11 protein-coding genes and 5 pseudogenes are annotated in these 14,769 nt (G+C 50.7%); 11 read left to right on the forward strand and 5 right to left on the reverse strand.

The genetic code is table 11. The features are described 5' to 3' along the window. Nucleotides 1-83: 83 nt before the first annotated feature. The 7 genes and pseudogenes from I9H09_RS25235 to I9H09_RS25260 all read left to right on the forward strand — a co-directional run bounded on the left by I9H09_RS25235 (nt 84) and on the right by I9H09_RS25260 (nt 7,172). The gene (locus tag I9H09_RS25235) at nt 84-1,145 is read left to right on the forward strand and encodes a threonine aldolase family protein (protein WP_044322427.1); all 1,062 of its coding nucleotides are present in this window, start codon (nt 84-86) and stop codon (nt 1,143-1,145) included. Continuing rightward, nucleotides 1,142-2,446: an ATP-grasp domain-containing protein gene (locus tag I9H09_RS25240; RefSeq protein ID WP_110783506.1), complete on the forward strand. Its 1,305-nt coding sequence runs from the start codon at nt 1,142-1,144 to the stop codon at nt 2,444-2,446. The genes I9H09_RS25235 and I9H09_RS25240 overlap by 4 nt, the downstream gene beginning before the upstream one ends. Beyond that, nucleotides 2,443-3,666 carry an MFS transporter gene (locus I9H09_RS25245; protein WP_110783508.1) on the forward strand — a complete coding sequence of 408 codons (1,224 nt, stop codon included), beginning with the start codon at nt 2,443-2,445 and terminating at the stop codon, nt 3,664-3,666. The genes I9H09_RS25240 and I9H09_RS25245 overlap by 4 nt, the downstream gene beginning before the upstream one ends. Next, complete coding sequence (locus I9H09_RS25250) at nt 3,653-4,774, forward strand: aminotransferase class V-fold PLP-dependent enzyme (RefSeq protein ID WP_110783509.1); 1,122 nt, start codon at nt 3,653-3,655, stop codon at nt 4,772-4,774. Before I9H09_RS25245 ends, I9H09_RS25250 begins: the two co-directional genes overlap by 14 nt. Nucleotides 4,775-4,921: 147 nt before the next feature. Beyond that, nucleotides 4,922-5,908: a guanitoxin biosynthesis L-arginine gamma (S) hydroxylase gene (gntB, locus tag I9H09_RS25255; RefSeq protein ID WP_110783511.1), complete on the forward strand. Its 987-nt coding sequence runs from the start codon at nt 4,922-4,924 to the stop codon at nt 5,906-5,908. Nucleotides 5,909-6,228: 320 nt separating this feature from the next. Then, nucleotides 6,229-6,442: pseudogene (locus I9H09_RS26990) on the forward strand (hypothetical protein). Between the two features lie 502 nt (nt 6,443-6,944). Continuing rightward, the gene (locus tag I9H09_RS25260) at nt 6,945-7,172 is read left to right on the forward strand and encodes a hypothetical protein (RefSeq protein ID WP_235662964.1); all 228 of its coding nucleotides are present in this window, start codon (nt 6,945-6,947) and stop codon (nt 7,170-7,172) included. 166 nt (nt 7,173-7,338) lie between these two features. On the opposite strand, the gene I9H09_RS25265 is transcribed toward I9H09_RS25260, so the two are convergent. Then, entirely contained in the window at nt 7,339-7,785 is a 447-nt protein-coding gene (locus I9H09_RS25265; RefSeq protein ID WP_110783515.1) for a GNAT family N-acetyltransferase, read from the reverse strand. Between the two features lie 380 nt (nt 7,786-8,165). Between I9H09_RS25265 and I9H09_RS27305 the strand changes: the two are divergent. The 3 pseudogenes from I9H09_RS27305 to I9H09_RS25275 all read left to right on the forward strand — a co-directional run. Then, nucleotides 8,166-8,234: pseudogene (locus I9H09_RS27305) on the forward strand (GNAT family N-acetyltransferase); the annotation flags it as partial. 124 nt (nt 8,235-8,358) lie between these two features. Beyond that, a pseudogene (locus I9H09_RS25270) lies at nt 8,359-8,928 on the forward strand (transposase); the annotation flags it as partial. Further along, a pseudogene (locus I9H09_RS25275) lies at nt 8,928-9,320 on the forward strand (AAA family ATPase); the annotation flags it as partial. The pseudogenes I9H09_RS25270 and I9H09_RS25275, both read left to right, overlap by 1 nt. A 349-nt stretch (nt 9,321-9,669) precedes the next feature. On the opposite strand, the gene I9H09_RS25280 reads toward I9H09_RS25275, so the two are convergent. From I9H09_RS25280 to I9H09_RS25290, 3 genes and pseudogenes are all read right to left on the reverse strand, one after another. After that, entirely contained in the window at nt 9,670-10,566 is an 897-nt protein-coding gene (locus tag I9H09_RS25280) for a hypothetical protein (RefSeq protein WP_044322351.1), read from the reverse strand. A gap of 339 nt (nt 10,567-10,905) precedes the next feature. Further along, nucleotides 10,906-11,352 (reverse strand): annotated as a pseudogene (locus I9H09_RS25285) (TniQ family protein); the annotation flags it as partial. Between the two features lie 265 nt (nt 11,353-11,617). Next, nucleotides 11,618-12,619, reverse strand: coding sequence for a TnsD family Tn7-like transposition protein (locus tag I9H09_RS25290; protein ID WP_329610894.1), 1,002 nt, complete (start codon nt 12,617-12,619; stop codon nt 11,618-11,620). A gap of 102 nt (nt 12,620-12,721) precedes the next feature. On the opposite strand from I9H09_RS25290, the gene I9H09_RS25295 reads away from it, so the two are divergent. After that, nucleotides 12,722-13,884 (forward strand): IS3 family transposase gene (locus I9H09_RS25295; protein ID WP_122346372.1). Its coding sequence is split into 2 segments (ribosomal slippage): nt 12,722-12,977 and nt 12,977-13,884, totalling 1,164 coding nucleotides; the frame shifts between segments, so codons are not numbered across the junction. Nucleotides 13,885-13,887: 3 nt separating this feature from the next. Here the strand turns inward: I9H09_RS25295 and I9H09_RS25300 are convergent. Beyond that, nucleotides 13,888-14,514, reverse strand: coding sequence for a TniQ family protein (locus I9H09_RS25300; protein WP_236502397.1), 627 nt, complete (start codon nt 14,512-14,514; stop codon nt 13,888-13,890). Nucleotides 14,515-14,769 lie beyond the last annotated feature (255 nt).

The following is a 14,769-nucleotide window of genomic DNA, read 5'->3' on the forward strand; positions in this document are numbered from 1 at the left end:
CTAGCAGCATAACCACAACCTGAACGTATCACGCGCCGCTGTGTGGAAAATGGCATGTCGTTCATGTTAAAAAAGGGAATAAAATGTTTATTGATCTCAGAAGCGACACGGTAACTAAGCCTACTGATGGGATGCGCAAGGCAATTTATAATGCAGAGGTGGGTGATGACTGTTTTGGCGAGGATCCTAGCGTCAAGGCCCTAGAGGAATACTGCGCGCAGTACTTCCAAAAAGAAGCTGCTTTATTTACGACTGGTGGAACGTTAAGTAATCAGTTAGCTATAAAGGCTATGACTCGCCCCGGTGACGAGATATTTCTAGATGCTTCTTACCATATCAACTTCTACGAAGCCGCCGCAACTTCTGCTTTTTCTGGCGTGAATTTTTCTCTTACCCGTCATGAGGACGGTCTATTCGATGTTTCGGATTTGCAGCAGTTATATGCGTCGAAATGTCGTTGGAATCAGAATTACGCACTGCCACGAGTTGTGGTAGTGGAAAATACCTTAGGGTGCAAAGGCGGAGGGGTTTTCCCTCTGGCGCAGATGAACCAAGTATTCTCCTACGCCAAAGAGATCGGGGCGTACCGTTACTTAGATGGTGCACGGATACTTCATGCCTCCATCGCAACTGGTATTGATGTCACCTCTTATACCCATGATGCTGATCTGCTTTCCATGTGTCTCTCAAAGGGATTGGGAGCACCCGTCGGCTCCATCATGATGGGCTCACACGATCTTATTCAGCAGGCCAAAAAATACCGGAAGTGGTTCGGTGGTGATCAGCACCAGAGCGGTATGATGGCCGCCGCTGGCTTGTATGCCATGCGTAACCACATCGAGCGTCTAATTGAAGATCACGAGCACGCAGCATTACTACATCGCGAGCTCAGCAGCATCGAAGAAACCCGCTCAGGCTACAAAGGCACCAATATGGTCACCTTGGACATATCCGCTCTCGGCCTAACGCCGCTGCACTTCGCAGAACTGCTACGGGAGCGAGGCGTGGGAGTGCTCCCCTACAATGACCGGGAGGTTCGCCTGATCCCTCACATCAACACTGATCGGGCACAGGTTCTTAAGGCGGCCGAACTGATCAAGACGCAAGTAAGTGAACTCATCCATGCCGTGGAGCGCGTCAAATGATCTTCAAGAAAAATGTGGTGCTGGTTGTGGACGCATATTCAATAGGGAGCTTAATCGCCCCTGCGTTTATTTCGCGCGGCTATGAGTGCATACACGTAAGGTCTACGAATAACGTTAACGAGTTCTATGAGTCTTGGTTTCGAAAAAATGATTTCATAGCTGATCTCCACTACCAATCTGACAGCGCACTCGATGAGGCGCTGAGTCAGTACAATGTACAGTTTGTGCTAGCGGGTTGTGAGTTCGGCGTCGAACTGGCTGCTTATCTTGCAGGTCATTTCAACGTGGCACGCCACAACGACCCTGCGAACGCTATTCTCTGGCGAAATAAGTATCAGATGCATGAAGCTCTGAAGAACGCTGGTGTGCGTTCTATACAGCACTTCAAGTCAGCAAACCTCCAAGAAATACAGTCTTGGATTGAACAGCACGATCTCTTTCCTGTCGTATTGAAACCAATCGACAGCGCTGGTTCTGACAACATACATATCTGTACTAAAGCTGACGAGGTTGCGAGTGCATTTGAGACTATCAAAGCCAGTCGTAACATTTTTCTCACGCAGAATAAAGAAGTGCTCGTTCAACAGTATCTAGATAACTCCGATTTTTTATCCGAGTTGAAGTCGGAAAAAGGTGAAGACGTAGATATTGAATACTGCGTGAATACGGTTAGCGTAGATGGCCAACACTTCGTCAGTGAGATCATCCGAGTTTATCGAACCCGCATCGGTGCGGCACCAGTTCACGACTATAACCAGTTGATGTGCCCGATTGATAATCACGATGTCTATCGCAGGCTCTCTGAATATATTTTTTCCGTGCTGGATGCTTTAGGTATTGAGCAGGGTGTTGGCCATAGCGAATTAATGATTGTTGACGATCAGCCTGTTTTGCTAGAGACCGCCGCACGCATGCCAGGTGGTATCGATCTATCAGCGTATACAAGAGCGTTAGGACACAACCAGCTTAATCTATGGGTAGAATCACTACTTAATCCACAAGGTTTCCTGGAGTATCGAGCTAAGCCGAGAAAAAAGCTGTTCTTCCATTCAAGCTGCGTCTTTCTCATTGCCCGATCGAGCGGTACCATTAGGCAGTTTCCTGATATTGGCGTATGGAAACACATTCCTGGACTGCACAGTATTAAGATCCAGCACGCAGGTGTGCTTAGCGAAACCAATTCGCTGGAGAACTCGCCAGGTCATGTTTTCATCTTAGACAAGGATCGCTCAGCCATTAATGACAGCATTCAGCTGCTGCGCGAGGCTGAGTCGACGATCTATCAAGGCATGCTCAAATGAAAAATAATGGTTCTAATCTGACTCTGGCCGAAGGACGCGTTTACACGCCTCCGGTTATACTTTTCTTGGCCACAACTTTCATTCTTACTCTCGCACGTGCAATGTCGCTGCCTTATTTAGTGGTCTATTGTACAGAGCGATTCGGCATGAGTGTTGCTGATGTAGGGGTTGCATTAGGCGGAGCGCTCATAGCGAGCTCCCTCTTCAGCCTGTATGGCGGATTCTTGGTAGACCGGCTTTCCAACTATCAGATCATGCTGACGGCCGGAGGACTGTTCGCGCTGGCCTTTGGCACTGCGTTTAATACCAGTTCCTTGACCGTATTCTTTGCGGCGGTTGTAGTGGTGAACTTAAGCTACGCAGTCATCGATATCGCCGTCAAATCCGGAATCAGTAGCTTAGTGGGCCAACAAAGTCGCGGCGCTGTGTTCTCGGTTAAATATACACTTACCAACATTGGCTTCGCAGTAGGTCCCTTTTTAGGTGTACTCCTGGCCCAGGTTACCCCTGGCATGCCGTTCGCGGCAGCGGGTGCAGTGGGAGTTCTGTTTGTAATTTTTTATGGGCTTCTGGGAGATAAGAGCGCCGCGATCGTTGTCGAGGCTGCGCAACAGACCAGCTTCCTTAAAGTTTTGGGTTATCTAGTCAACGACTATCGCCTGGTGTGCTTCACGCTTGGAGGTTTATTAAGCGCGATCGTCTTCGGCCAATTCTCTGCATACTTATCGCAGTATTTACTAGTGACAAGCAGCCCGGATCGGACCTATCAGATTATCAATTACCTAGTCACCACCAATGCATGTGTAGTGATTTGTTTGCAATATCTAGTTGGCTCTCGCATTAATCAAGCCAATTTGTTTCGCATGCTGTCCGCAGGAATGTTATTTTTCTTAGTTGGTTTGCTAGGCTTCAGCCAAGCTGATCATGTGTGGATGTGGGTTATAGCCATGGTCATCTTCACGATTGGTGAGATCATAATTATCCCTACAGAATACCTTTTCATTGACTTCATTGCCCCTGGGAATCTACGTGGCATTTACTACGGCGCTCAGAATCTCTCAAATCTTGGAGCAGCGCTTGGTCCGGCCCTATGCGGAGTAGCACTTTCACTATATCAGCCGCAATTTATGTTTTACTTTCTGTGCTTGTGCGTAGTGCTGGCACTAGTATTTTATTACATGGGCTATAACGCCAAGAGCGGTGAAAATGATTCACTTTAATACTGCAGGTGCGGGGCTGTTATCACAGCACGCCTTGGGGGTAATGGAGGCCTTCTTGAAGGCCGAGCATACTCAGGGGGCCTACGAGACCGAATTGGCTCACACAGAGGTCCTCGACAATGCGATCTATCAAAATATAGCTCGCCTCATTGGGGCGCAGTCGGCGGACATTGCTTTGTTTGATAGCGCGACGAAAGCATGGGTAACTGCTCTTGATGCTCTAGAATTGAATTCCGGTGACCGCGTACTGATTACGCCTTACGAATATGCAGGCAACCTTATCGCGCTGGATAATCTGCGCCGGCTTCGTGGACTGGTAATAGAGACCATACCTTTACTAGCTAACGGTGATATTGACCTAGCTTGGCTGGCAGTGCATATGAGCGATAATGTCAAGCTAGTCTCTGTGGTGCATGTGCCATCGTGCTGTGGGATCATCAATGACGTAGTGGCCATCGGAAGACTGCTTCGCGATTATCCATGCGCCTACTTCGTCGATGCCTGTCAGTCGGTGGGGATGTTTCCGATCAATGTAATGGAAATCGGTTGCCATGTCCTAACCGCTGCCGGGAGAAAGTTTTTATGTGGCCCTAGAGGTACCGGTTTCGCCTTTCTATCCACTGAATTTCGGGCCTTTGCCAGACCGCGTTTCACCGACTTGCACAGAGCACACTTCAGCTGCTCGGAGGGTGTGACCTTGTATTCACAGGACGCTCGCGCCTTTGAATATGCCGAGCGAAACGGTGCCGCACTGATGGGATTGAACGTGGCAGTCCTCGAAAGGCTCAGAGGCGGATATGCAGATGACTGCGAGGCTTATCGCTTTCTTTCCGAAGCTCTTAAAGAAGATGAGAGCCTTATACTTGTCACGCCAGGTACATTGCAGAGGGGGATTATATCATTTTTCCACAAAGAAATTTCGGCAGTGGAAGCCGTTGATTTCTTTCGCAGCCAAGGAGTCAATTGTTGGGCTGGTCATTCCTCGCATACGCCTTACTATATGACTTATCGGGCACCTGCGCGCTTCATACGTGTTTCGTTGGGTGGCTCTAGTACTATACAGCAGTCTGAGCATTTTCTCCGACTGCTGCGACAAATAAGTCGTTGAACCCAACGACCTATACTCCAGACTTTGATGTGCCCGCCGCACTGGTAGCGGCTTTTTAAAACTGTTCTGACAGTAGTGTGATGATCTTCAACGCTGCTCAATTACATGAGCTTGCTATCGCCTCGATTTAATAATAGGGAGATTCTGATGAACGATGTGAAGAAATTCAAACCGTCTGGCGAAATAAAAACACGTTTGCGTTCGTTGTATGAACAGGACAATTGGCATTGGGCTGTGGGATTTGCACAGGATCTGATAGTTATTGCAGTAGCGATTCTCCTAAGTTTTCAAACCCCATACCTCTATCCATTAACGATACTATTGATCGGGTCGCGCCAGAGGGCAATTGCTTCGTTGTTGCATGAGGCCGCGCACTTGACCTTGATGAGCAACCGACAGTTATCCCGAGTTATTGGCGAGTACTTGCTTGCTTATCCGATCTTCCAGAATTACGAAGCCTATCGCCGCTCTCACGTGAAGATGCATCATCATCATCTGGGTAATCAGCTTACCGATCCCGATCATCGCTATTACATTGACTCGGGGCTGTACGCAGTAAGTGATCGATTTGATTTTTTCCTGCACCATGTGCTCAAGAGCATTACGTTGACTAATACTTCGCGCTATTTTATCTATCTTGTAAAGAATCGTGCAGGAGATATCATCGCCAAACCTATGCAGGGAATTAAACTTCTTCTCGTGCATCTGACAATTTTTGCGATTTTTTGGATATCCGTAGGCCCATTAGGATATCTACTGTTTTGGCTCGTGCCGTATTTTACAGCTTTCCAGGTAATCGGCTGGTTTTCCGAGATTTCTGAGCATTTCGGAATGTTTGGCGTATATGACGACGAGGTAAAGATGACCCGAAATCGTTTCCCGATGCTTATCGAGCGTATTTTTATAGGCATGCACGGTGATAACTACCACCTTACCCATCATCTATTCCCAGGAGTACCTTACTGGAATCTTAGCAAAGCGCATCAGATTTTAATGGATGACCCTAGTTATTCTGAGGCTAACAACGGTTGTGGTGGTATTTTTACCGCAAGGGGCGATGCTCGCTCTAGTCTAGCGCAGATTTTCGAAGCCTATCGCAGTGGAAAAATCAGTGCGGTCGTGGTCGCACAGTGACTCACCTGATAGGAGCGTTCAGCACTGTACGCTCCGCCAGTGAAAAGCCAAAGCATTTGGAATGCGAGCTCGAGAAAATCGTGGCAGTTCTAAGCCGGAGCCTCCCCCTTAAAGCGACGGCGCCAGTTCAGCGTATCTGAATGAAATGTAAGCGGGTATGGATTTGACCAAGAACCTAAGCACCCGGTACGTCGAAGCGCTTAGTCAATTGCCACAATACCTGTAAGTTTTCGAAATAAATGCCACTGGCCGTATGCCCGTAAGCTGCTATGGTTCACCTAGCCAGGAAAAACTAGGCAGCGTTAAGGAGATGCGCGGTCATGGAATGTACCACAACCACGTTCGAGATTTACGGGCAGTACAACGCGAGGCTGGGTGTCCTGGACGCCAAGGGCAACGTCTGGTCTGGAGACATCGCGATATTCCGGATCGTCGACGATCGGGTCTACTCAATGCACGAGCAGTACCTTGGTAGACTCAAGTACGGCATGGCAATGACCGACAGGGGGGGAACTGATCTTTATTGTCAGGTAAGGCGTTGGGTATCTTAATTCCACATAGGATTTGCAACAAAGCGTTGTCCCTTAGGGGCTTCTGTGACAATTGGCCAAAAATGAACCGAACATTGCTGCCAATGTCCCACGTGCACTTCACCACTGATGTGGCCGATCCACATAACGCACGCCAGTACAGACGTAAGCGTATGGCAAACCCGCCTTGACCAGACGACTTTGCGCCGCTGCGATAATTTGTTGCATACCGTCGGGTAATAAATGTAGGTTGTACCAGTCTGCCTAACGTTCACATAAACACGTCGCTTAACAGGACCCCACATGGACGAGCTAAGAGTTTTCAGCAACGCCCACTGGACAGTGGCTCATCGGCGAGACTCACGTTACGACGGCTATTTGATAATTTCATCTGAAGATGACGGCTGCATGTTAGCGATTTGAGCGACGAAGCCATGTCATCTCTCGGTTTGGTGATGAAAACCTCGGAGCGTCTCCTGGTAAAGGTGTATTAACCCTACAAAGTAATGTTCTACAAATTGGGGTTTTCTCTTGGCTTGAACGCACATTTTCATGTCGCTCCAGTCTCCAAAGATTTGCTTGCAGAAATATCAAAACACCCCGGTTACTCCGACAATCCTGACGGTAATGACGCAATTGTTTTTGTGAGTCGAGAATACTGTGAAAGACCTCTTGCCGCTGGTGAAACAGAAAAACAGCTCTCGGCGGTTCATTTGCTCAGTGCCTCTCTGTGACGCGTGGAGCGATTCAGACAGGTCTGCTGTTTTGCGATCAAAACGGAGAGTTGCGCGACGGATATCCTATTCAGGCCGGTATCATCGAAGACCGAGCCTCGATAGAGGAGTAGGCGCGCATCATTGCCTCCGGTGGTGCCCATGTTGCACCTTAAAGCCTTTAAATCTAGGATAGCCGTGCCATCTGTCGCCTATACCGAACAAACCCTCGCTTGACATCCCCGCTGTAACCTGCTTTCAGAAAGACCCGGTGTGCCTCGACCCGGTGCGCCGAACTCATCAGCATGATTTTTGAACAGTCCGCCTCCAGGCAAATTCGCTCCACCGCCGCCAGCATCGCAGAGCCAACGCCCAGCCTCCGAAAGTCCGGGTGCACCACCAGATTTTCCACCAAGGCAAACGGCTGCTGCGCATACATTACGTCAGCGCACAGTTGAACAAGTACTGTACCTGCCACAACCTGATCGATTTCACAAACCAGCAGCGTGGCGCGATGCGTGGTCAATTCAGCTATCCCAGCGCGAGTGACATTGACTGAATCGCCGCCGACCAGTTGGTTGTAGAGTATGCCGATGCCGCAGGCATCAGAAGGTAAAGCAATTCGAATCAGCATATAAGGGAGCGCCAACCTAGGCAGATAAGAGGCGCTGAGGTTATAGCGTCCGACGTTTCAAAATCTAGACTCACAGCACTTTTTGGTAAGCGTCTGGTGAAGTCGTCTGGACAAAGCAAATGGTCTCAATACGATCAGATTTCACGAAAGAGCGACTCGCCAGTTTGCATTTTCGGTTATTGACACAGTGCTCAAATTTCAAGATTATCAATCAATGCCCCCTACAAATCTCGTTAGCATGATGCGCCCCTTGATGACTGCCTTTGGCGGACCATAGGGCGATGCGCGCTTAGAGCAGAAGCATTGACCAGAAGCCCCGCCAGAAATGGAAGGGGCTTTTTCATTCCCCTTCCAAATCATTGATGACAAGGAGAGTGAAGATGCTGTTGATTCGCCCAGCCAAACGTACTGACGCCGAGGCCGCGTTTGATATACGCCTCCAAGCGATCTGAATCGCCCCTAGTTTTATAGACACATCCGAGCGGCTGCTCCTGGCCGATTCTGTTGAAAAAGTAGCTCTCCTGTTTGGCCTGGGGCAAAATCACTCCATCGGCCAGCGGGAGAATACTCAGCATGATGGGACAGTTATCGAGTGGGCAGGAGCGGCTGTTTTACTCGTTCAACATTGAAGATCACATCCCAGCCAATCACCTCCTGCGCAGCATTGATCGATGCCTCGATCTCAGCGATCTGCGCCATTATCTCGCCGATTTTTATAGCCCAATCGGGCGCCCATCGATTGATCCCGAACTGATGATTCGCCTGTTGGTGGTGGGCTACTGCTACGGTATTCGCTCCGAACGTCGGTTGTGCGAAGAGGCTCATTTGAACCTGGCGTATCGCTGGTTCTGCCGCTTAAGCCTCGAAGACGAAGTCCCCAATCACTCTACGTTTTCCAAGAATCGGCATGGTCGCTTTCGTGACAGCTCGCTGTTTCGCTGGCTGTTCAACGAGGTGCTGCGTCGCTGCATGGATGCAGGTCTGGTCAAGGGCGAAGGGTTTGCGGTCGACGCCAGCGTCATCAAGGCAAATGCCGGTCGGCAACGTTGCGTACCTGGCGATGATGAAATCAACTGGCGCGATCCGGCGCTGAGTACTCGCGCCGTGCGTGAGTACCTTGAAGCGCTGGATGAAGAAGCGTTACCCGCGGTATCGTGCTGCTACTGCTGTACCTCGCCATCGATGCAGAAGATGACCGACCTCTGATCATCGACCAGCCGGAAGAAAACCTGGACCCGCAATCAATCTTTAAGGAGCTAGTGCACCGCTTCCGAGAGGCTAAGAAACGTCGCCAGATCATCATCGTGACACACAACGCCAACCTGGTTGTAAACACGGATGCCGACCAGGTGATCGTGGCACAATGCAGCTCACACAGACCAGGCCAGTTGCCGGTTATTTCCTACGTGAGCGGCAGCCTCGAAAACCCCTCCATCAGACAGCACGTCTGCGAAATTCTGGAAGGCGGCGAGCGGGCCTTCAAAGAGCGCGTCAAACGGCTACGGGTCTCAACCGCCCCTGAGCACTGGCGGTAACGAAGTAGCACATGCGAAAGTGGTCGAAACCTATGTCAAGCAGGGCGCTTAATTGGAAGAGCAACCGAGAGCTCCACGTTTGGGGAGGGCGGTCTACTTATGGAGATTCCCGAGTCAATTGCTCGATCCGCCGGTAGGTTTCATAGAGCGAGATCATGTCGCCTTGGCTCATTACTTGAAGTGGAGAGCTACCCTCGAAAAAAGGGTTATCGTTTTTTGAAGCGAGGGAAGCTCTGGACGTTGGCGGGATGATCATGATGACCCACAGGAGCTTTTGGGTGTCGATCATGCGCTCATAGTGGGGAACGACCCAAATGAGCGATTGCACCGAGTTGACCGCTCCACCCCCTCACTTTTCCAAGAATATGCTGGCAGGTTTATTGCGATAGTATGCTTTCCCTCCAAACGCCCCGTGGGAACCTGGCGGCCCCTGCCAGTCCCGTGATACCCCAGTCGACTTGAGCAGGGCCTCTGGTTGTACACCATTTCTGGCGAAACTTTCCAAGTCCCATTCGAAAAAGCTGACAAGCAGGAGAAATGCCGGGTTAGGCACCGTTGAGAACATGTAAAGCTTTCCTGTGTTAATCGGTCGGTTCAGCCGCGTCATTTCGTCCAAAGCAGAAATCACCCTCCTTAGTCGAAAGTGCCAGACAGACTCCACGAGGAGGTCCGCCTGCTCGGAAGCAACGGGAAACCTGCGCTTTCGCGTTGATGGGTCTGGAGGCAACCGGACTGGAAGTAATTTATTCAGGTTGGTGAGATTGACTCGCTTTTGCCCTTTTGAAATCCGATAGAGATCTTCAGCACCTGCTAGGAGCAGCGCTGCGAACGCACTGTCTCGCACATCGCAAGCCTCCTCACCCTCGATAAATTCTTGCTTTGGTTGGCTGAGCTTCGTCGCCAACCACGCATTGTCATTTTCGTTAATCCAACGCGTCGCTTGGTAGGCATGCCTCCAAAGATAGTCCAAGCTAGCATCCGTTCGAGCGGCCAAGATTGTCCCGATTATTTGACGAAACTGCTCCTTTTTATCCGCCTTTGATTTTTCCGGTTTTGAGCGTGTTTTTTTACCGGCAGCACTGTGAAGGATCAACTCTTTCTTCAGGGCGTTCTCAAATTCATCGACATTTCCAAAAAGATGCATCGCAATTATCAAATGCCGTGCAAGAGGCATATCCATTTGGCCGTTGTAGGAAGAGAACCGTATCCACGTGCTATGTTTTCCTGCTTCAAATGCCTTGTCCATGTACGACAGGATGTCATCGCCAAATCTATCTCGAATGCTGTCAAGTAACTTTCCAGTGCCAACAAATTTCCCATGTATGAATTCCCGCTTTCTACATTGCCGAATGTAGCTTGAACATAAGATGCCGCTACTTACAGGCTGTATTTTTCGCTGAAGAAGTTCGTGGGCAAACTGCGAAAAATTCTGTTCGAGCTGTGATCCATTATTAGCTGTCGCGGGCGCGAGGGCACTCCAACCGCAGAAACATGGCTCAGTCAGACTTGGGAGCAAGCGAAGCTTCCGGAAGAACGGGTGGGTGCACTGAGGGCACGCATGTATCAGCGAATCACTGTGCCGCCAACAGACAGTTACACCAGGAATATGGTGCGATCGGTGCCAGTACGCGTAACCCTGCTCAAGTAGGTCCTGCTGTACGCATGTGGGACAAAGCTTGGCCTTATTGTGGACAGATCCCTCTCGGCGGGGAACACGAGCGACCCCTCGCAGGCTGCGGCATGCATAGGCACTCTCCCCACCCTGGTTTACCCCTAGGAAGGGGCTGTACACGGGAAACGTTGTGTTCGTGCAAACCAGCTCCTCAAGATTGCTCTCTGCATCACCAGGCAACCTAGCAGCGAGCACCTCGATCTTCTTTGGCAGCATGCCGACGTTGAACAAATCCGAGCCAAACAAATCGCGGAAGGTCTCTCGCGCCGTTCTGTTACCGGAAAGAAAGTGGTACCGCGTTATACGAGAATGCAGCATCTCGTCCGGCAGCGACATGGGGAAAAAAAGCAGGTCAGACATCAGTTACCGACTTACAGGATAGGGCTAGGAAAGGACGCACATTCAGTGTTCGACATACTTGTAACACACCAAATTCTGTACCGGGGATAGAATTATTTAAAATAGTCTCTTGGACTAAAAATGTTCGTTAACACCAGATTTTCGTGAAAGTGTTATAATTCCAGCAAAATAGTGGGTACCTCCGTAAGGGAATACAGGGGGCAAGGTATGAATTGTCAACGCAAAGAATTTCTTCATTTTCGCGAGACGAGCGTTTGCAGACCCGCTAAAAAGTGAGGCGATCCAAATCCTTAGGCCTGATGCACGCGGTGCGGTACAACGCCGATCTGGTCAGGTTTCTCTGCTCACCTTCTAGCTTCGTCTCAGCCCACTGCAGACGCCGAGCGTGAAACTGCTCGGCCGACTCGCAGACCTGGTCCAGCGCTCTTGTACATAGTGGAAGCTTGGATAGCTGCTTCTCGAATCGCGACAGGGCGTGCAGCTCTCGGCCAATTCTCGTGCGCGAAATTCTGACAGGTTTTCCTGGTAAGGTCCGGAGCCGCTGTGCACAGCAGCTGATCTGCTGGGCAAGTTCCGAGTCGAGAGTGGCGAACTTGCCGGTGCTGTCCGGCCGGCCCGTATGGAAATTGCTGTGATTATCTATGTAGCCTGACAGCCAGGCCCGGTCATGTCGATAAAGCCACGAATAAGCCCGACAACGTCGAGCGTGCATGCACAGATAGTCATCCTCGAAGGATGCCCGTCGGCGCCGGCGCTCGCTTGTGAATCTCGCTTCTTGCCACGCAGCCGGGCCACCTTTGACACTACGAATCCACCGGTAAATGGAAACCTGGGAAACACCCAGCGTGCCAGCGATCTGACGTGCTTCATGGCCAGCAAGCGCCAGATCCCAAATTGCCGCCCGCAGGCCTTCCGATGGCTCAACTAAAGGCTGGACTGACACCGTTTGAGAAGGCCAGGCAGTAGTTGGCGATGGTCGCTCGTCCTCAGGCACCTGCAGCTTGCAGCTACACGAAATGTGGGCCATATCGACATTCAAAGCGTTGGCCAGCACGATATATTTAAGTGGATGGTGGGTACCTCTGGGCCTTCGAAGCAGTTTGGTAACCCAGGTCGCAGGTAACGCTGCAGGGGACTCGCGAAGAACCGAGTACTCCCAAGCATCCGGCAGCGCTTCGAAGAACCTAGTCATGTGTGCCCCCAAGCCACCCAGGTCCAAGCGGTTTTTTGCACCGAAGGCAAGATCTAACCTAATAGCGCCCTTCATAAGGCCAGCGCGCAACGCGCTCGCGGGAAGAGGACGGTGTAGTGGTCTAATGATTCCGGACACTCATTTAGGCGAGAATATCGCCAGATATAGAGGTGTCTGATGACCAAGCAACGCCGTACCTTCTCCGCTGAATTCAAACGTGAGGCCGCAGGCCTCGTGCTCGATCAAGGTTATAGCCATGTCGAAGCTTCTCGCTCGCTTGGAGTGGTCGAGTCTGCGCTGCGTCGCTGGGTTAGCCAGCTCCAGCAGGAGCGCAATGGCGTGACGCCTCAGAGCAAAGCCCTGACGCCCGAGCAGCAGAAAATTCAGGAGCTGGAAGCGCGCATCGCTCGTCTTGAGCGGGAGAAATCCATTTTAAAAAAGGCTACCGCGCTCTTGATGTCGGAAGAACACGAGCGCTTGCGCTGATCGATCAGCTAGGTGCCCATGAGCCGATCGAATTGCTGTGCGAGATGTTCGAGACACCTCGCTCGTGCTACTACGACCATTGCCAGCGGCGTCGGGCTCCAGACACCGAGCGGGTTCGTTTACTCAGTCGAGTCAATGAGCTGTTCGGGCAAAGTCGAAGCGCTGCTGGCAGCCGCAGTATCGTTTCGGTATTGCAGGAAGATGGCGAGCAAATTGGCCGGTTCAAGGTACGTGGCCTGATGCGGGAACTGGGATTAATCAGCAAGCAACCTGGCTCTCATGCTTATAAAAAAGCAACAGTGGAGAGGCCTGACATTCCGAACATTTTGAATCGGCAGTTCGATGTACCCGCGCCCAATCAGGTTTGGTGTGGCGACATCACCTACATCTGGGCGCAAGGAAAATGGCATTACCTGGCGGTGGTTATGGATCTTTATGCGCGTCGGGTGGTGGGCTGGGCGTTTTCAAACAAACCGGACACGGACTTGGTCATCAAGGCGCTGGACATGGCTTATGAGCAACGCGGCAAGCCTCAGGGCCTGCTGTTTCACTCAGATCAGGGCTCCCAATATGGGAGCCGACAGTTTCGCCAGCGGCTTTGGCGATACCGCATGCGCCAGAGCATGAGTCGCCGAGGTAATTGCTACGACAACTCGCCGATGGAGCGTGTATTCCGCAGCTTGAAAACCGAGTGGATACCCGCCGTGGGCTACATGACGGCCCAAGAGGCACAGCGGGATATCAGTCATTATCTGATGCATCGCTACAACTGGGTTCGGCCACACCAGTTCAATAATGGACTGGCACCCGCTCAGTACGAGAAAAAACTTAACGTCGTGTCCGGGATCAGTTGACCACTACAAGACCGCAAGAACTGCCTCCTCAGAGAGGTGATGGGTGGCTGACAGAATCTCTGCAAAGAATTGAGCTTTCTTCAGCTCAAATTGGTCTGCGTTCAACATCACTGAGCTATCTTTAAGCTGCTGTCCCTCACAGGTAGTCCACATCACATTCAGATCATGGCCACCATGGCGGAACGGCTTGTCACAGTATGGGCAGTGTTTGACTAACTCTACATTATGCTCAGCGCAGACTTTCAGCTCACAACAGTGAGCACGTCGCCAAAAGGAAAATCCTAAGCGTTCAATATCTTCGGCAACACAAACGGGACAAAATCCGGCCGCGGTACTATCGGAACCATAGACACTTGAACTACTTATGTATTCGTCTCTAGAGTAGGAAATATCTTGAATGTTTTTAAAAACTTCTCTTAACGGGTACTCAGTATGTTTATGAAGTATTTTGTTGAAACCGTAGCAACCAATCCACCCGTGCATTCCGGCGATTAACAAGATATCCGCGCCAAAGAGGCTGTTTCTGGGAAACTTCCGAAATACATCTTCGGAGGAATTTTTTCCTTTAATTAGAAGAGTTCTCGCCACAAAGGAACGCACCGTCTCCTCAGGCTGAATAGCTAAGATCATTTGCTCGTCAAAACCTTGAAGTGCGTTCCGAGCACGGTGGCCCGGAAAATCGTCACCGGCTCCTCAATCGGGGAATTCGAAGGCGCCAGCGACAGACTTTATTTATTTCCGACAGACTTTATTTCGTAGCTTCAACTGATCCTACGGAATAAAGTCTGTCGGATCGAGCCCAGCAATTTCAGGGGCCAGCCGGCGTACTAATCAGAAATAAAGTCTGTCGCGACACCTAGTTTTAGAGGTTCTGCTGTTCAACCT

Origin of the sequence: Pseudomonas tremae (assembly GCF_023278125.1) — a bacterium.
Taxonomy (GTDB): domain Bacteria; phylum Pseudomonadota; class Gammaproteobacteria; order Pseudomonadales; family Pseudomonadaceae; genus Aquipseudomonas; species Aquipseudomonas tremae.